Here is a 17,063-nt window from a genome sequence, read left to right on the forward strand (position 1 = left end):
CCTCGAAAAAATTAAGCTTCAGTTTTAGTTGATTTTTTAGATTTCACCTTGGCTTTAAGTGCTGCCAACTCGTCATTGATAGAGTCTTCAGCTTCTAATGCAGCAAACTCATCGGCTAAGGTGTTCTTCTTACCTACATCGTAAGACTCAACTTGCGCTTCTAAACCTTCAACGCGGCGCTCATATTGCTCAAACTTAAGCATCGCATCATCAATTTTGCTTGAATCAAGCTGCTTTTTTACTTCAAGGCGCGAAGTCGCAGTTTGATTACGCATAATGATGGTCTTTTGACGAGCTCGCGCATCATTTAGCTTCTCTTGTAGTTGTGCAACTTCGTCTTTTAGACGCGTGATATGCTCTTCAACTACTTGTAGCTCCATTTCTAATGTTTCAAGCAAGGTTACGGTTTTTTGCTTTTCCATTAGTGCCGCTTTTGCTAAATCTTCACGGTCTTTCGATAGTGCTAGTTCAGCTTTTGATTGCCAGTCTTGAACCTGCTGTTGCACTTTACCAATGCGGCGCAGTAGTTCTTTCTTTTCAGCTAACACTTTTGCTGAAGTTGAACGCACTTCAACTAAGGTGTCTTCCATTTCTTGGATGATAAGGCGAACCATTTTTTCTGGATCTTCAGCCTTATCGAGTAAAGCGCTGATATTTGAATTTACGATATCTGCAAAGCGAGAAAAGATTCCCATAATAAGTTCCTCAGGTTATGTTGATGTCGTAAAACTTAATTCATTAACCGTGCCAAGTTTTAGTATCCAATTAAAATCAACATGTTAGGTGATATTTAAAGTTTTTCTTTCAATTGTACGGTTAGCCATCTATTATGATTTTCACCACTTATTAGCGTAAAAGACTAACACCCAGTGAGTAAACAATTTCAACAAGATAACCTCATCGGCCAGTCCAATGCTCTATTAGAAGTACTAGAGCATGTGTCAAAGATTGCCCCTCTGTCTAAACCCGTTCTAATTATTGGTGAACGTGGTACGGGTAAAGAGCTAATAGCAGAAAGACTACATTATTTATCAGCAAGATGGGATCAAAGTTTTATCAAGCTGAACTGTTCATCATTAAGCGAAAACTTACTTGAAAGTGAGCTATTTGGTCATGAATCAGGTGCGTTTACTGGTGCTAAAGGTAAGCACGAAGGCCGCTTTGAGCGCGCTGATGGCGGCACGTTATTTTTAGATGAATTAGCAAACACGTCTGGTTTGATCCAAGAAAAGCTACTTCGGGTAATCGAGTACGGAGAGTTTGAACGTGTTGGCGGCAGCAAAACAGTGCAAACCGACGTGCGCCTTATATGCGCGGCCAACGAAGACTTGCCGTCACTAGCTGAAAATGGTGAGTTTCGTGCAGACTTACTCGACCGCCTAGCTTTTGATGTGATCACCTTGCCGCCGCTGCGTAATCGCACCGAAGATATTATGGAGCTTGCCGAATACTTCGCAATCAATATGGCACGTCAACTTGGATTAGACTTTTTTGGCGGATTTAGCCCGCTCGCCACTGAGCAGCTAATGATCCACTCCTGGCCTGGCAATATTCGTGAGCTTAAAAACGTCGTTGAACGCAGCGTTTACCGTGAAGGCTCAGAAGGGCAAGAGATCCAAAACATCGTCCTCGACCCTTTTGCCTCACCATATCGACCTAAAAAACGCGTCAAAACCATCGAGCGCCAAGCGCAAGCTCCAGTTGCAGTAACAGAAACCAACGAACCGGCTGCAACAACTCAAGAGCCAAACGAAAAACAACAAGCGCCAGCAGTCAGCTTCCCGCTGAACTTTAAAGAGCACACAGAGCAGCAAGAAATAGACTTACTGCAACAGGCCTTAGCTGAAGGACAATTTAATCAAAAGAAAACTGCCGAGTTACTGGGGCTAAGTTACCACCAGCTGCGCGGGATTTTGAAAAAATACAACTTGCTAGATAAAGCATAACTGTCACTATCTATAACATTACACAACTGCAGCTTTTAACAGCAATAAGCAAATTAATATGGGGGCAATTGCCCCTATGTTGTTTACACTGTTAGAATAACTGCCTTAACGTATACAAAACGCACGCGCATGCTAAAGCTATTCAAACCTTGGTTGTTTTTTATTTCATCTGCCGGCCTGATGCTGACATCTGGCTGTAGTGAACCACAACTTCCTACGGGTATTGTTTATTGCAGTGAAGGTAACCCAGAGAGCTTTAACCCCCAGTTAGTGACCTCAGGTACAACGATTGATGCCACTTCACATCAAATTTATAACCGTTTAATTGGCTACAGCGCAACAACTAAAGAGTTTGAGAGCGAGCTAGCTACGCGCTGGCAAGTGTCAGATGACGGCCTCAGTTACCGCTTCTGGTTAAGAGAAAATGTCACCTTTCATGACAACAATCATTTCTCACCTAGCCGTTACTTCAATGCCGATGATGTCCTATTCTCATTTGAGCGTGTTATCAACTACAACCACCCTTTTCATGATGTGAGCCGCACTGGCTACCCTTATTTTCAAAGTATTAATTTATCTGGCTTAGTCAGCCGCATTGAAAAAGTGAACGACTTTGAGGTGGTGTTTCATTTAAATCGTAGCGATGCCAGCTTTTTGTTTAACCTTGCCACAGATTTTGCGGTGATTCTGTCCGCTGAATATGGTCAATACCTACTGGATAATCAGCGCGCCGAAGAGCTCGATTTTTTCGCCATTGGCACAGGACCGTATAAATTACATCAATACGTTAAGAACGATCATATTCGCTTTAAGCCCCATGTGAGTTTTTGGGGTGAAAAGGTCGCCGCTGAGCAACTGGTGTATGACATCACCACAAATAGCACAGCGAGACTAACCAAGCTAATCACTGGCGATTGTAACGTATCAGCACTGCCCAAACCTGCTGAGCTTGCTGTGTTAAAGCAGCAACAAGATATTCGTGTTGATAGCTCGCCAGGGCTTAATGTAGCGTTTTGGGCATTTAACACCCAAAAGCCGCCGTTTGATGATTTGCGCGTGAGACAAGCATTATCCCATGCTATTGATAAACAAAAAATCCTCGATTTGGTATATAACAACACCGCAGTTGAAGCGACCGGCTTACTGCCACCCGCCTCTTGGGCTTACTCAAAAATATATGAGCCTAATGAGTACAACCCGCAAAAAGCCAAAGCCTTATTAGATGAAGCCAACGTTAAGCAACTTAATATCGATATTTGGGCCATGCCTGTGGCGCGAGCCTATAACCCCAATGCAGTTAAGATGGCAGAGTTAATGCAAGAAGATCTGGCGCAAATTGGCGTGAGCACTAACATCATCAGCTATGACTGGAGTGTATTTACCCAAAAACTCAGCGAGGCTAACTATGATTCTGTGCTGATTGGCTGGAACGCTGACAATAACGACCCAGATAACTTCTTTAGCCCAGTACTGAGCTGCAGCGCCCTGCGCTCTAATAACAACTATTCACGCTGGTGTGACAATGGCTTTGATCACCTGCTATCACTGGCAAGCAGCCTAACCAAGCAGCCAGACCGAAAAGTTTACTTTCAGTCAGCCGAAGCGATTATTGCAGATAGAGTACCGATTGTTCCTATTGCTCACGCGCAAAAAATGGTGCTACACAACAAAAGCATCACTAATTTACAGATAAGACCTTATGGCGGCATTTCGTTTGCCAATGCCTCACAGGACATTGTAGAGGAACAGCAGTAATGTGGCGTTATTTGTTTAGACGCATCAATTTGTTTTTCGCGACTTCGCTAGTATTGCTCGGCGTGTTGTTTGTAGCTACTGGCTTGTTTCCTGTCGAAAAGCCAACTGCATTAAGCGGTATCACTGCACCTAATGCCGTGCAGCTTGAGCAAATAACCCATGACTACCAACTAGAAAGCGGCAGTTTAAACCAATTTATCGCTTACATTTCCCAGCGACTTTCTGGCAACCTTGGAGTGTCGGTTAACTCACAACAAGATGTAGCAGCTGAGCTAATTAGCGTGCTACCCGCTTCGTTTGAGCTTGCTTTTGTTGCCGGCCTCATTGCCATGGTGTTTGGCGTACCGCTGGGTATGTTCGCCGCACTGACCAAAAACAAATTACTGCAAAGATTGATTTTAACCCTTACTTTAACCGGCTACTCAGTGCCGGTGTTTTGGTTAGGTTTAACCCTGCTACTCTGGTTTGGCGTTAACCTTAATTGGCTGCCAACGTCAGGGCAAATCAACTTGCTTTACGATATTCCGCCAGTCACCGGCATCATGCTTATCGACACCTTATTGCTAGATAGCAACTATGCAATGGCGGCATTTAAAGATGCAGTGATGCATCTCATTTTGCCCGCTATCACCTTAGCGGTACTGCCCTTCACTATGGTAACGCGTATCACCCGTCAGGCGCTGAAAACCGTGATGGAGCAACCCTACATTCGCGCAGCCGAGGCTCGAGGCTTACGAACATCACGCATTCTTATTCGCCATGCGCTGCCCAATGCGCTCATTCCGGTACTCAAGAGTATTGGTCTCATGCTAGGCACCTTTGCCAGTTACGGCATTATTGTTGAGATGATTTTCTCTTGGCCTGGGGTTGGCAACTGGCTCATTTCTGGTATTTATCAGCGTGATTATACTGTCATTCAGGCAGGCATTTTGTCGGTATCGCTACTGATTATTGCTATGAGCATTTTGATTGAGTTTATCCATGCGGCGATTAACCCTGTAAGTCGAAAGGAGTTGTATGCGTCTAATTAGTCAACTCCATGAAGAGCGCAAGATGACGCCACTCGGGCGCATTTGGCAAGCCTTCGTTGACAACCCATTTGCACTGGTTGGCTTATGGATTGTTGGGTTTCTTGTTCTACTAACCATACTTGCGCCATTCATTGCGCCATACTCTCCTGAAGCGCAGCACTCACATGCTATTTTGATGCCGCCATCGTGGGACCAAACAGGCTCAGTAGAGTTCTTTTTTGGAACGGATGATTTAGGTCGCGATATTTTTAGCCGCGTATTACACGGTGTGCAGCTAACCTTTGGTATGTCGTTACTCATAGTATTGGTATCACTCACTATAGGCTCCATTATTGGTGCTATTTCAGGCATGATGACCGGGCTTAAGTCGAGTATTTTAGGCCACCTGTTTGATGCACTATTGTCTATTCCATCACTTCTGATGGCGATACTGGTCGTTGCTGTAATGGGACCAGGGTTAACCAATGTGTTTTGGGCTGTGGGAATCGCACTCGTGCCGCAGTTTATCCGCGCAATTCATCAGGCGGTTCATGATGAACTACAAAAAGAGTACGTCACCGCAGCAAGGTTAGATGGTGCCAATACTTTTGAAATATTTTGGTATGTGATTATGCCCAACGTTTGGGACGTACTAATTATTCAAGTCACAATGGCAATCTCAGCGGCGATTTTGGATGTTGCCGCGTTGGGCTTTTTAAGCCTCGGCGCTCAAGCACCAAGCCCTGAATGGGGAGCAATGATGGCACAAGGATTAGATAACCTGTTACTGGCTCCTTGGACGATTACCATTCCAGGGGCTGCGATTTTAATTACCGTATTATCCATTAACCTGGTTGGTGACGGGCTTCGCTCGGCGCTGGCACCTAAAAGAAACTAGTTATGCCACTACTGGATATTCGCAACTTAACCATTGAGCTAGATACCGACGAAGGTGTGGTAAAAGTGCTCGAAAAAGTCAGCCTAACCTTAAACAATGGCGAGGTACATGGACTTGTGGGCGAATCTGGCTCAGGGCGCACCCTTCTCGCTAAAGCGATCCTTGGGGTGCTCAGCCCTAACTGGCGCATTAAAGCTGATCGCATGATGTGGAATGGCAACAATCTCATGGATATGAGCTCAAAAGAGCGCCGTATGCTAATGGGCAGCGAAATCGCTATGATATTTCAAGACCCTGTTGCCAGCCTAGACCCAATTCGCAGTGTTGGCAGTCAGTTACTAGAGGCAATCAAACCCAATAAGGCTCTGCCCTTTTGGAAACGCAGCAAGGATGTGCAACAAACTGCTGAAAAATGGCTGCATAAGGTAGGGATTAAACACACTAAGAAGTTGATGAACCGCTTCCCCTGGGAGTTATCGGACGGCGAATGCCAAAAGGTAATGATTGCCATGGCAGTTGCTAACCGCCCTAAACTGCTGATTGCCGACGAGCCGACCAATTCCATGGAAGTCAGTATGCAGGCGCAGATTTATCGCTTACTGTCACAGCTAAACCAACTGCAAGATGTGTCAATTTTATTGATCAGCCATGAGCTGGAAACGCTGACCAAATGGTGCGACAAACTGACCGTGCTCTATAGTGGTCAGGTAATGGAATCAGGTCCAACACAAGCCATCGTTGAGCAGCCATACCATCCATACACCTATGCGCTACTTAAGAATTTACCTGAGCATACTGGTAAAATGCGCCATAAAGCTCTGCTTCCTAGCTTGCCGGGTTCATCTGCATCGTTGCATCATTTACCCGCAGGATGCCGATTAGGACCTCGCTGCCCTGAAGCCCAGCGCAAGTGTGTGCAGCAACCTTACTTAAGCCATCAAAAAGATCGCTACTTTGCCTGCCACTATCCGTTAAACAACGAGCGTGATGAATATGACCAGCCCCTTACTTAAAGTCACTAACCTTAGCAAACAGTTTTGTACCGGGTTTAAGTGGTTTAAACGTCAGCACTATCAGGCACTTGAGCCAATCTCTTTTGAGCTTGGTCGCGGTGAAACCTTGGCAATTGTCGGTGAAGTAGGCTCAGGTAAAAGCACGCTGGCACGCATTTTAGTTGGCGCCGAGCAGCGCACCAGTGGTGAAATTGTATTTGAAGATGAGTCATTAGGCTCACGCGATCTCAAGCAGCGCTGCCGCTTAATTCGGATGATCTTCCAAGACCCAAACACATCGCTCAATCCTAAACTGACGATTGGTGACTTACTTGATGAGCCACTGAGGTTTAATACTGAGCTCAATGTGGCTGAGCGCCGCAAGCAGGTTATCGAAACCCTGCGTAAAGTAGGGTTGCTACCAGAGCATGCCGACTTCTACCCGCACATGATTTCCGAAGGACAAAAGCAGCGCGTAGCAGTAGCAAGAGCATTGATGCTCAACCCTAAAATCATCATTGCCGATGAAGCTTTAACCGCGCTGGATTTATCGGTGCGCTCACAAATTATTAATCTACTACTTAAGCTGCAAAAAGACCTCGGTCTGTCATACATTTTCGTATCGCATAACCTCAGTATTATTCGCCATATTAGCGATAAAGTGATGGTGCTAAAAAATGGCGAGCTAGTCGAGAAAGCGCCAACAGAGCAGCTTTTTACCAATCCGCAGCATGAGTACACCCAAAAGCTTATTTTTGAGCAGACCCAGCGCTTACAAAGCCGATAAACTGCTCCAACCACTCATGGAAACGGCTTGAAAAATCAAAAATTAGTGCCATTTATGTCACTAATTGCTTAACCTAGAGCCAATTTTAACGGGAACACTAAAAACTATGATTATTAAACCTCGCATTCGTGGCTTTATTTGTACCACAACGCATCCATTAGGCTGTGAAGCCAACGTTAAACAACAAATTGAAACCACCAAAGCGAAAGGCAAAATCGCTAACGGCCCTAAGAAAGTACTGGTTATCGGCTCATCTAGTGGCTATGGTCTTTCTTCTCGTATTGCTGCGGCATACGGCAGCGATGCAGCCACTATCGGTGTGTTCTTTGAAAAACCTGGCACAGAGAAAAAGCCAGGCACAGCTGGTTGGTATAACTCAGCTTACTTCGACAAGTTTGCAAAAGCTGACGGCCTATATTCTAAAAGCATCAACTGTGATGCATTCAGCCATGAAGCCAAAGACAAGGTTATTGAGCTAATCAAGCAAGACCTAGGTCAAGTTGATATGGTGGTGTACTCACTAGCATCGCCAGTGCGTAAAATGCCTGACTCAGGTGAAGTGATCCGCTCATCACTAAAACCAATTGGTGATAAGTACACAGCAACAGCGGTAGACACCAACAAAGATACAATTATCGAAACCTCTGTTGAGCCTGCAACGGAGCAAGAAATTGCCGATACCGTTACCGTAATGGGCGGCCAGGATTGGGAATTATGGATGTCAGCCCTAAGCGATGCTGGCGTATTAACCGACAACTGTAAAACCGTTGCTTACAGCTACATCGGCACAGAGATCACTTGGCCTATCTACTGGCACGGCGCACTAGGCAAAGCCAAAATGGACTTAGACCGCGCCGCAAATGCGTTAAATGATAAGCTAAGCAAAACTGGCGGCAGTGCCAATGTAGCAGTGCTTAAGAGTGTTGTGACTCAAGCAAGCTCGGCTATTCCTGTTATGCCATTGTACATTGCGATGGTATTTAAGAAGATGCGTGAAGAAGGCCTACACGAAGGTTGTATGGAGCAAATCTATCGCATGTTCAATGAGCGCTTATACCGCGGTGACGGTCAAGCGGCAGAGGTTGATGATAGCAACCGCCTACGCCTTGATGACTGGGAGCTACGCGATAATATTCAGCAACATTGCCGCGACCTATGGCCACAAGTTAACACTGAGAACCTAAGTGAGTTAACCGATTACGTAGAGTACAAAGAAGAGTTCCTACGCTTATTCGGCTTTGGTGTAGAAGGTGTTGATTACGAAGCTGACGTTAACCCAGAAGTGGATTTCGACGTAATTTCGCTGTAAAGTTGAGTGTTATGAATACAAAAACCAAGTGCTTGCACTTGGTTTTTTATTGCTTGTTGGTCAGAGAAGCGCATAGGCTCAACTAAATGACTTCTGTTAAGTAAAACACATCTAAATAATAAACTTTTCTAACGATTCTTTGGACTCAGCCATCTCATTTTTTGCAGATTCAATATAGTCTAGATAAACATCGACACTTTGTTGCCAATGTGGATTTAGCTTTATTGTCTTTAAAAAATACTCTTTTGCTTTCTCATATCTAGATTTATGGTAATAACATAAGCCTATATACCAATGTGCCTCAGCATTATTAGGCCGTTTTTTTAAAAGTCTACGGCAATTTCGAAACAGCTTTTCATATTCAGCCTGCTCAACCAATACATCTGCATCCTCAAGCTCCGCAGGAACACAGTCTTTACCAAAGAACGATTTCTTCAGCATGGCAAAAACAACCGAAAAATACGTCCAACAAAGAAAAATGGTTATGTATGTCATCCATTTAGATAAACTCTCTACAGCCTCAACAAGAGCAGATAAATCACTTGATTCCACGCCCATCAAACACCCCTAGTTATAAACATAAGTTATTGATATAAAATAATTAGCAGTATCTACCAACGTTAATAAGTTATCAATACTGTAAAAAGCCAGAATGATGAGTTCTGGCTTTGCAGGAATATATGTATGGGTGAAACTCTTGAGGAAAAAGCGCCAGCTGATGAGGCTGGCCCTTTTGGGAGCAGGTTAAGCTAAGTAGATGAAGACTCAACTTAACCAAAACCTGTTGCCAGGTTAAAAACGATGTGACACTACAATCCATTGTAGGTTTTAGTTTGAGACTGTAACTCATTTTGTATAACGATTTGGCTGACACCATTTGTATAGGGGATAGATAAACAGTGCCAGCCCTATCGTTAAACCTTTACACTCGTTTCCGAGCTTACTTCTTCTCTAGTGCGAACTTAGCGGCGTTTTCACCGGCTTTACGGCCAAATACCACCGTATCTGCAATGGCGTTGCCACCTAAGCGGTTGTAACCGTGTAAACCACCCGTTACCTCACCTGCAGCGTATAAACCGTCCATTTTCCAGCTTTGTAGGTTTAATACGTTAGCGTCAGTATCAACTGCGACACCGCCCATAGTGTGGTGAATACCAGGAGCCACTTTCACTGCGTAGTACGGAGGCTTACTTAAGTTCAGCGGCATGTCTTCACGACCAAAAGCTTCATCTTTACCCGCAGCTTGATACTTGTTGTATGCAGCAGCGGTTTTCGGTAAGTCTTTCATGTTAGTGATTTTAGCTAGCTCTTCGATAGTGTTGGCTTTGCTTAGCATGCCTAAGTGCTCATAACCACGTACCATCTTTTTCTTCTTAACTAGCTGCTCATCAAACACTAACCAAGCATATTGATCTTTTTGCTTCAAGATAGCGTCAGATGCACGGTCACGGGTGGTTAGCTCACTGATAAAGCGCTGACCATCAGTGTTCACCATGATTGCGCCTACACCACGTACGGTTTCAGAGATAAGAATACGACTGTCTTTACCAATAGTTGGGTGGGCTTGTACCCAGTCAATATCAGTCATCGACGCGCCAATTTCTTTGGCAAGTAACACACCGTCACCGGTTGCAGTTACGTTGTTAGAACTTGTCATGTCTTTCATTGTTGGGCGGTAGTAAGCAACCATTTGCTTATTCATACCGTAGCCGCCTGTCGCAAGTACTACAGAGTCAGCAGCTACCATGTTGTAGCCAGAGTGGCGACCGTGAACAACAACACCCGCAATAGACTTATCGTCGTTTAACACAATTTTCTCAACGCGAGAGTTAACGCGTACAGGGATATCACGTTTGTCTGCCGCTTTACGCAAAGTATCGATAATGTGTGGGCCTACAGATGCGCCGCCAGATGGACGGTGAGTACGCTCAACACGTGCACCACCTGAACGTTTCAAGTCATCCATGTTGGCGCCTAAAGACTCTAACCAAGCCACAGCCTCAGCTGATTCTTCAGCAAGAATTTGCACAAGTTTAGGGTCATTTTGGTAACGACCACCTTTCATTGCATCTTCAGCGTACCATTCAACCTTATCTTCAATGCCTTTCTTCTTCTGTTGTGGTGTACCTACTGCGTTGATACCACCAGCAGCTAGCATTGAGTTACCACCTGTGTAAGGTGCCTTTTCAAATAGCACTACGTTGGCGCCAGCCTCTTTGGCACTGATTGCAGCATTAAAACCAGCTGAACCACCACCAACAACAATCACATCAACGGTTTCAACAGGGCCGCGCTCAATTGCTTTACGAATTTGTTCTTGGTTCCAGTCACCGTCCCACTTTTTCTTCGCTTTGCTATTAGCAAATGGCATTTCCATTTCGAAGTTATGGCAGTTGTTACAGGTCAACTCAGGCTTAGCGTGAGCTGTATGACAAGAAGTACAGTTGATTTCGCCAAGGTGAGATGTGTGCGGGTCAAAATGCAGTTTGTCATTCGCAAGCTCGCTATAACCGCCATGACAATCACGGCACTGCGCGTTTTCGTGAGTTTGGCTGTCAGTAATTGTCTTTTTAATATCTTTTAGCTTGCCTTCAACGTGACACGATTGGCAGTCGCCCATATCGCTGTGGAATTTAGCTAGGTTAACGTCTTTCGCCATTGCACCACCTGATAACAGTACGGCGGCAATTGCTGACACTAAGTATGCTTTTCTCATATTGTGTGTTCCTTTGCTCATCAAAATAAAATTAGTTTTATTGTTCTTCGATGGCGGAAAGGTTACTCACAAAGGAGTATCAAAACTTGGGTGTAAATCACATTCGCCTTGTGGTTCAGCTTTTATGAAACAGTCTTAAAATATCCTTAAAACGGTACGATATCCGTTTTCGTGTGACACATGTTCAAAATATTTTTTCCATACATCTCTAACATTTACCCCAACAAACGCATCGAGCTTCCTGTCACCAGTGACAAGCCCAAAAGCGCTAAGGGAAACCATTTCTCTAGCCGTTGATGCAAAACACAAGACTTAAAACAAAAGGATCCTCATTAAGGGGTAATCCAATTTTTCAAAGTGGAGATGAGTATGAACAAATCAATTAATCGAGTAGCGATTGCAGTAATTGGAGCGTTAAGTGCTTTTTCAGGTGCAGCAATGGCAGACTCACCACAAATTTATGGCCGCATGGAAATTGCGGTCACCAATTCAGACAATGGCTTTACTACACAAAATGGTAAGTCGGGGACTGTGTTAGAAAACAACTTCTCGCGTCTTGGTGTCAAAGGCAGCGAAAAAATCTCCGATGGTTTAGAAGTGCTATATCGCATGGAATTTCAAGTAAATAGCGCGCACTTAGAAGGTGACAGCAAGGTATTTAAACCGCGTAACACCTATGTTGGATTAAAATCTGATGCAGGTACGGTCTTAATTGGTCGCAACGACACTGTGATGAAAACATCAAAAGGCACTGCTGAAGCATTTGCTTTAACCAACGCTGCTTACAACCGTATGATCGCAGGTCAAGACCGCAAAGCAGACGGCATTACCTATTACTCACCAAAAATTGCTGATCTTATTACCATTAATGCCACCTACTTGATGGATGATAACTACGCAGAATATGATGACAACGGCGCTCGTACTGATGTAAATGAAAAGCAATATGCTGTGAGCTTGGTTGGCGGTGACAAAAAGCTTAAAAAGCAACCGTACTACTTCGCTGCAGCTTATAACACAATTGGCGGCGTGGACGCATACCGTGGTGTTGCCCAGTACAAAATTGGTCAGCTAAAGCTCGGTGGTTTGTTCCAAAATACTAAAAGTCAAACCGTTGAAACTAAAGAAGGTAACTCTTACTTCTTTAGCGCAGTTTACAACCTTAATGGCGTTAACCTTAAAGCTGAAATCGGTAAAGATGAAGCAGGTTTTGGTAAGTACTTCAAAAACAATACCGCAACGACTAGTACCCAATATAACAATGCAACCGACGTAGACATTAACTCATTGGTGATTGGTGCAGACTACCGTATTGCGAAATCGACCATGATATTTGGTCACTATGCTCAATATGACGGTGAATATCGTGATACCAACACAGGCAATATGATTGAGCTAAAAGACGACAAAACCTTCACTGTTGGCGTACGTTACGACTTTTAAACCTAAGTCTATAGCCTCAGCCATTGTAGTGCTTAAAGACTTGCTGCTAGGCGGCAAGTCTTTCTGTTACTACTTTTTGTCACTACTTTCTGTCACGAATAGTACCAAAGCCTTAGTTTATTTACGTTTAATGACCTGGATTACAAAAATCCACATCCAATTACAGTTTGACTGCACCTTAGCGCTAAAATATTAACAACTCATAAAGTTAGCCATACAGCCCATGAAACTGACACTGAAACAACTTTCAATATTTAAAGCTATTCACCAGCACGGCCAAATATCAAAAGCAGCCAAAAGCTTGCATCTTTCGGTACCTGCGGTAAGCATGGCATTAAAAGAGCTTGAAGGGTTTCTTGGCTGTCGGTTGTTTGAGCGTAACAGTAATGGCCTAACGATAAATGACAATGGTGCAGTTATGCTGCCCTACGCCAATGAGATGTTATCCAAAGGCTCGCAAATTGAGCAAATGTTTGCAAAGGGGCAAACCATCAGTGGCAGCATAAAAGTGGGGTGTAGTAAAACCGCAGGCAACTATGTGCTATCGCGCAAGATCCCTCAGTTCAAAAAGCGTCACCCATCGGTTGATATTAAGCTACACATACATCACAGCATTGATGTGGAGAAAATGGTTTCCGAAAGAGAGCTTGATTTGGGCTTTGTCGATGCCAAACCTGGACTTAAAAACTTGGCTCATGAGCACTGGATTGAAGATAGACTGTGTATTGTCACCAGCTGCGATAGTCCGCTTGTGTCAGAAAACATCACGCCAGAGCTGCTTTCGCAAGAACTGTGGGTGATGGACGAAACGATTTCAGTATCAAGACTGCGTAATATTCAACTGCTTCGCAGCGCAAAAATTACCATTAACCAAGAGCTGTCAATGAACACCATGGGCGCGATAAAACGTGCTATCGGCACAGGTATTGGCGTCAGCGTGCTACCTTACATCGCAGTGAAAGAAGAGATTAAACGCGGTGAGTTAGTTGAGCTAAAAGTCAATAATTGGGACTTTAAGCGTAAATACTGGTCGATTACTCGTGACGACGAGGCAAAATCTGAATTGCTTGAACAATTTATCCGCTTTTGCCAGCAAGAAGCCATTAACGAAACAAACGATATATCGTGATTACACAAGACCCTATTATTGTTGGCTTACTCGCAGCCTTAATTGGCGCAGTTTTTTACGCCAGTAAGTCCACTCATCCATACCTAGTCAAGTTCTTTAAAATCTTTCCTGTGATGGTGGTGTGTTATGTCCTACCTTCACTGCTAAATACCTTCGAAGTAGTCGACAGCTCAAACAGCTCACTCAATCAAGTGTCATCCAACTATTTAATGCCAGCCTGCTTGACCTTGTTAATTATTAGCGTTGATTTAAAAGCTATCTTACTGCTTGGGCCTAAGATTGTTGCCTTGTTTCTAATTGGTAGTTTTGGGGTCATTATTGGTGGCCCATTAACCCTATGGATAATGTCTCATATCGCGCCAGAGCACTTGCAGTGGCAAGGTGCAGGCGCTGCCTGGAAAGGCATGGCAACCCTTGCAGGTAACTGGGTAGGGGGCACTGCAAACCAACTGGCAATGAAGCAGGTTTATCAAGTTGATGACGGCATTTTTGCTATTATGATTTCGGTGAATGTGTTGTTCTCAGCTATTTGGATGTCAATCCTACTTACCTTGTCTAAGCACAGTAATCGCCTTGACCATCAGCTCAAACTGGACTCCCAAAGCCTACAACGACTGATCAATAAAACTGAACTGCAAGCGCCTAAAGCCAGTGTGATTCCTGAGCTTAATCACTACATCTATATCTTCGCGGTAGCTTTTGGCGTGACTGGCGTTAGTCATTTTCTCGCAGATAAACTGGCACCTTTTATTGCCAACCATTACCCACACTTGAGTAAATTCAGTTTGACGTCTGAGTTTTTCTGGGTGGTGATTAGTGTTACGACCCTATCGCTGCTGCTATCGACAACTAGGCTACGTAACCTGGAACACGCCGGCGCATCTAAAGTTGCTAGTATTATGCTGTACTTTCTCATTGCCAATATGGGATTGCAGATGGATCTCGCCATGATAGATGACTTCCCTATCTACTTTTTGCTGGGTTTTATCTGGCTAAGTATTCATATCGCATTTGTGGTCATTGCAGGGCTAATAATGCGCGCACCGATCGCCTACATGGCGCTTAGCAGTCAATGTTGTATTGGCGGCGCAGCTTCATCGCCAGTGGTCGCGCTTGCATTTCACCGCTCGTTGGCACCAGTGGCTATTTTGTTTTCGGTATTCGGCTACGCCTGGGCAACCTATATGGCATGGTTATGTGCCGAGATGATGCGCCCTATCTCTCCATAAACAAAAATTCCCTAGAAAAAAGCGCCCTAGACAATTGGCAACATAATGCGAACTAGCTGCTGAGCAACAGACTGACTCGGCTCTGCCGGAGCAAGCTGTTTCTCAATTCGCTGCCTCTCAATTAATAAGGGCAAGTTTGCCAGTTGGCCGTGCTTAGACACCTCTTTATACAAACAAGCAATCTTGGCGTGCAACAATTGCGGCTGAGAGTCATCCCAAACATGATCAATTGCTAAAGCTCTTGTTGCTGGAATACTGCTTTTGAAAAACGGCGCAGTGATATCAATATTGTGCTCAACTAGCGAGGCTAAGTCATAATCTGCCATTGATGAAAACTGCGGTTCGCGCCGTAAACATTCACTTTGTTCGGCAGTGACACTCGCGGCAATATCCACTTGATAAGCGTCGCTATGAACTAACGGCATTTGATAGCAAAAATTGAATGTACGACTCAGTGGCAGCAAAACCTGATGTTGTTTACGCCAGGCAACCATGGCATTAACGGTTTGAGCAACAAACTCTGACGGGCCTTGATGGCGAATAGCAACCACTGCAAGTGCTTCTATCTCAACCACATTTATCTCAGCACTGTAGTCATATGCTTGATGACCATTTTTAAGCGTTTCTAAGGGTTGTTGACGCGCAAAAAAACTTGCCCAATCAGGCTTTGCTCGAAAATCGCTAACGCTTTGACCTATCGCTTTAACAAAGGCTTGTTCAAAACACTTTTCATCTTGATAACCTGCCTCACTAGCAATTTGAGCATTGGTTAAACTTGGCTCGAAGGCGAGTTTCTGCGCTACATCCAATAGCCTTAACAGCGCAATATAATCTTCAACCTGGGTGTGAAATAAAGCGTAAAACAAGATATTAAAATGGCACTTAGGAATGTTAGCTAGGCGCGAGAGTAACCTAATATCAACTGGCTTATCTAGGTTATCGTCAATATAGGCTAAAGCGGGTTCAAATTGGGTTTCGAGTGAGGCCACTGCATATCCTTGAAACTGATTTCATGCAGCTAATCTAACATTAAACTTAGTGTAATTGGCACTGTTAGATGCGTAGTTATCGTTCGAACAGGAGTGGCGCAAAGCAAGCAGTAGACAGTGAATAACAAAGTGCTGGTGACGGAGTATTATTGTCAAAGTGCCAATAGCAAATGAGGAATGTGAACCACCCTAATGGTTAAATCGATGATTTTGCCAATAAAGCCTGATACTTCTCCTGAGCATCTTGCTCACCATTGATGGTCATCAAACCTAGCTCATCAACTTGCTGCCAACTAAGCTGGCGCGAAGCAATTGCTTGCAATACGCTTAACTCAGTGATCACGGTGACTTTAGCCTGTGACTGCAACTGAGCGCGACTCGACCAACGTGATGACAATTGACTTGCCTTTGCCACAGCATCGTCACTGCTTAACTGATGCTGGTGCTGACTCAAGCGATAAGTAAGCTCACCACTGCGGATACTAACATCTAGATAACGGCCTTGAATTGGCTCAAATAAGCGCACGCTTATTCCACTATCAGCAAGATTTAATGCATTGGCATCAAGCTTACCTTTGTTGAGCATCTCGGTTTCGACTGGCATTCCTGTTTCAACTAGCGTTCCATTTTTTCGAGCTTTAACGATATTAGCAAGCACAGTAAGCGAGCCTGGTTCACTACTTAATGAAAAACCAGTTTGCTGATGCACGCCGCAAGCAATAGCACTTAAGCTCACACTAGCTGACGCAAATAGCATGATGCCTGCGCTCAATGCTGAAGTGGTTATTGTTTTAAGATATTTTCTCATTAGCCTGACCTCTTCAAACAGCAATTCTGTAATTTAGAGAAACTATCAAAGG

At 44.3% G+C, this 17,063-nt stretch carries 15 protein-coding genes; 10 read left to right on the forward strand and 5 right to left on the reverse strand.

The genetic code is table 11. From position 1 onward, the window contains the following. Nucleotides 1-11: 11 nt before the first annotated feature. On the reverse strand, nucleotides 12-695 hold the full coding sequence (pspA, locus tag G3R49_RS14465; RefSeq protein ID WP_167870161.1) for a phage shock protein PspA: 684 nt from the start codon (nucleotides 693-695) through the stop codon (nucleotides 12-14). Nucleotides 696-869: 174 nt separating this feature from the next. On the opposite strand from pspA, the gene pspF reads away from it, so the two are divergent. From pspF to fabV, 7 genes are all read left to right on the forward strand, one after another. Continuing rightward, entirely contained in the window at nucleotides 870-1,946 is a 1,077-nt protein-coding gene (gene pspF, locus G3R49_RS14470; RefSeq protein ID WP_167870162.1) for a phage shock protein operon transcriptional activator, read from the forward strand. Nucleotides 1,947-2,126: 180 nt separating this feature from the next. After that, nucleotides 2,127-3,701, forward strand: a complete 1,575-nt coding sequence (locus G3R49_RS14475; protein WP_245335378.1) for an ABC transporter substrate-binding protein — start codon at nucleotides 2,127-2,129, stop codon at nucleotides 3,699-3,701. Further along, complete coding sequence (locus G3R49_RS14480) at nucleotides 3,701-4,732, forward strand: ABC transporter permease (RefSeq protein WP_130602029.1); 1,032 nt, start codon at nucleotides 3,701-3,703, stop codon at nucleotides 4,730-4,732. The genes G3R49_RS14475 and G3R49_RS14480 overlap by 1 nt, the downstream gene beginning before the upstream one ends. Continuing rightward, the gene (locus G3R49_RS14485; RefSeq protein ID WP_130602027.1) at nucleotides 4,719-5,609 is read left to right on the forward strand and encodes an ABC transporter permease subunit; all 891 of its coding nucleotides are present in this window, start codon (nucleotides 4,719-4,721) and stop codon (nucleotides 5,607-5,609) included. The genes G3R49_RS14480 and G3R49_RS14485 overlap by 14 nt, the downstream gene beginning before the upstream one ends. A gap of 2 nt (nucleotides 5,610-5,611) precedes the next feature. Beyond that, a complete protein-coding gene (locus tag G3R49_RS14490; protein ID WP_167870164.1) occupies nucleotides 5,612-6,622 on the forward strand; it encodes an oligopeptide/dipeptide ABC transporter ATP-binding protein in 1,011 nt (336 codons plus the stop codon). Continuing rightward, the gene (locus G3R49_RS14495) at nucleotides 6,603-7,388 is read left to right on the forward strand and encodes an ATP-binding cassette domain-containing protein (RefSeq protein WP_167870165.1); all 786 of its coding nucleotides are present in this window, start codon (nucleotides 6,603-6,605) and stop codon (nucleotides 7,386-7,388) included. Before G3R49_RS14490 ends, G3R49_RS14495 begins: the two co-directional genes overlap by 20 nt. Nucleotides 7,389-7,494: 106 nt before the next feature. Beyond that, on the forward strand, nucleotides 7,495-8,697 hold the full coding sequence (gene fabV / locus G3R49_RS14500; protein ID WP_167870166.1) for an enoyl-ACP reductase FabV: 1,203 nt from the start codon (nucleotides 7,495-7,497) through the stop codon (nucleotides 8,695-8,697). A 111-nt stretch (nucleotides 8,698-8,808) separates the two neighbouring features. On the opposite strand, the gene G3R49_RS14505 is transcribed toward fabV, so the two are convergent. Both G3R49_RS14505 and G3R49_RS14510 read right to left on the reverse strand, forming a co-directional pair. Next, on the reverse strand, nucleotides 8,809-9,255 hold the full coding sequence (locus G3R49_RS14505) for a tetratricopeptide repeat protein (RefSeq protein WP_130602021.1): 447 nt from the start codon (nucleotides 9,253-9,255) through the stop codon (nucleotides 8,809-8,811). A gap of 382 nt (nucleotides 9,256-9,637) precedes the next feature. Further along, complete coding sequence (locus tag G3R49_RS14510; protein ID WP_167870167.1) at nucleotides 9,638-11,413, reverse strand: flavocytochrome c; 1,776 nt, start codon at nucleotides 11,411-11,413, stop codon at nucleotides 9,638-9,640. A 369-nt stretch (nucleotides 11,414-11,782) separates the two neighbouring features. Here G3R49_RS14510 and G3R49_RS14515 point away from each other — a divergent pair, with 369 nt between their 5' ends. From G3R49_RS14515 to G3R49_RS14525, 3 genes are all read left to right on the forward strand, one after another. Next, on the forward strand, nucleotides 11,783-12,856 hold the full coding sequence (locus G3R49_RS14515; RefSeq protein ID WP_167870168.1) for a porin: 1,074 nt from the start codon (nucleotides 11,783-11,785) through the stop codon (nucleotides 12,854-12,856). Nucleotides 12,857-13,079: 223 nt separating this feature from the next. Beyond that, on the forward strand, nucleotides 13,080-13,985 hold the full coding sequence (locus G3R49_RS14520; protein ID WP_130602015.1) for a LysR family transcriptional regulator: 906 nt from the start codon (nucleotides 13,080-13,082) through the stop codon (nucleotides 13,983-13,985). Beyond that, nucleotides 13,982-15,214: a DUF819 family protein gene (locus tag G3R49_RS14525; protein ID WP_167870169.1), complete on the forward strand. Its 1,233-nt coding sequence runs from the start codon at nucleotides 13,982-13,984 to the stop codon at nucleotides 15,212-15,214. Before G3R49_RS14520 ends, G3R49_RS14525 begins: the two co-directional genes overlap by 4 nt. A 26-nt stretch (nucleotides 15,215-15,240) precedes the next feature. Here the strand turns inward: G3R49_RS14525 and G3R49_RS14530 are convergent, their stop codons facing one another. Further along, a complete protein-coding gene (locus G3R49_RS14530; RefSeq protein ID WP_167870170.1) occupies nucleotides 15,241-16,203 on the reverse strand; it encodes a helix-turn-helix domain-containing protein in 963 nt (320 codons plus the stop codon). A gap of 196 nt (nucleotides 16,204-16,399) precedes the next feature. Next, on the reverse strand, nucleotides 16,400-17,011 hold the full coding sequence (locus G3R49_RS14535; protein ID WP_167870171.1) for a hypothetical protein: 612 nt from the start codon (nucleotides 17,009-17,011) through the stop codon (nucleotides 16,400-16,402). Nucleotides 17,012-17,063: the final 52 nt, after the last annotated feature.

It is taken from the genome of Shewanella sp. WXL01 (assembly GCF_012263345.1).
Classification (GTDB): Bacteria; Pseudomonadota; Gammaproteobacteria; order Enterobacterales; family Shewanellaceae; genus Shewanella; species Shewanella maritima.

Coding starts and splice junctions, on each gene's coding strand:
- pspA (WP_167870161.1), bottom strand. CDS start 695: ATGGGAATCTTTTCTCGCTTTGCAGATATCGTAAATTCAAATATCAGC.
- G3R49_RS14475 (WP_245335378.1), top strand. CDS start 2,127: ATGCTGACATCTGGCTGTAGTGAACCACAACTTCCTACGGGTATTGTT.
- G3R49_RS14480 (WP_130602029.1), top strand. CDS start 3,701: ATGTGGCGTTATTTGTTTAGACGCATCAATTTGTTTTTCGCGACTTCG.
- G3R49_RS14485 (WP_130602027.1), top strand. CDS start 4,719: ATGCGTCTAATTAGTCAACTCCATGAAGAGCGCAAGATGACGCCACTC.
- G3R49_RS14490 (WP_167870164.1), top strand. CDS start 5,612: ATGCCACTACTGGATATTCGCAACTTAACCATTGAGCTAGATACCGAC.
- G3R49_RS14495 (WP_167870165.1), top strand. CDS start 6,603: ATGACCAGCCCCTTACTTAAAGTCACTAACCTTAGCAAACAGTTTTGT.
- fabV (WP_167870166.1), top strand. CDS start 7,495: ATGATTATTAAACCTCGCATTCGTGGCTTTATTTGTACCACAACGCAT.
- G3R49_RS14505 (WP_130602021.1), bottom strand. CDS start 9,255: ATGGGCGTGGAATCAAGTGATTTATCTGCTCTTGTTGAGGCTGTAGAG.
- G3R49_RS14510 (WP_167870167.1), bottom strand. CDS start 11,413: ATGAGAAAAGCATACTTAGTGTCAGCAATTGCCGCCGTACTGTTATCA.
- G3R49_RS14515 (WP_167870168.1), top strand. CDS start 11,783: ATGAACAAATCAATTAATCGAGTAGCGATTGCAGTAATTGGAGCGTTA.
- G3R49_RS14520 (WP_130602015.1), top strand. CDS start 13,080: ATGAAACTGACACTGAAACAACTTTCAATATTTAAAGCTATTCACCAG.
- G3R49_RS14535 (WP_167870171.1), bottom strand. CDS start 17,011: ATGAGAAAATATCTTAAAACAATAACCACTTCAGCATTGAGCGCAGGC.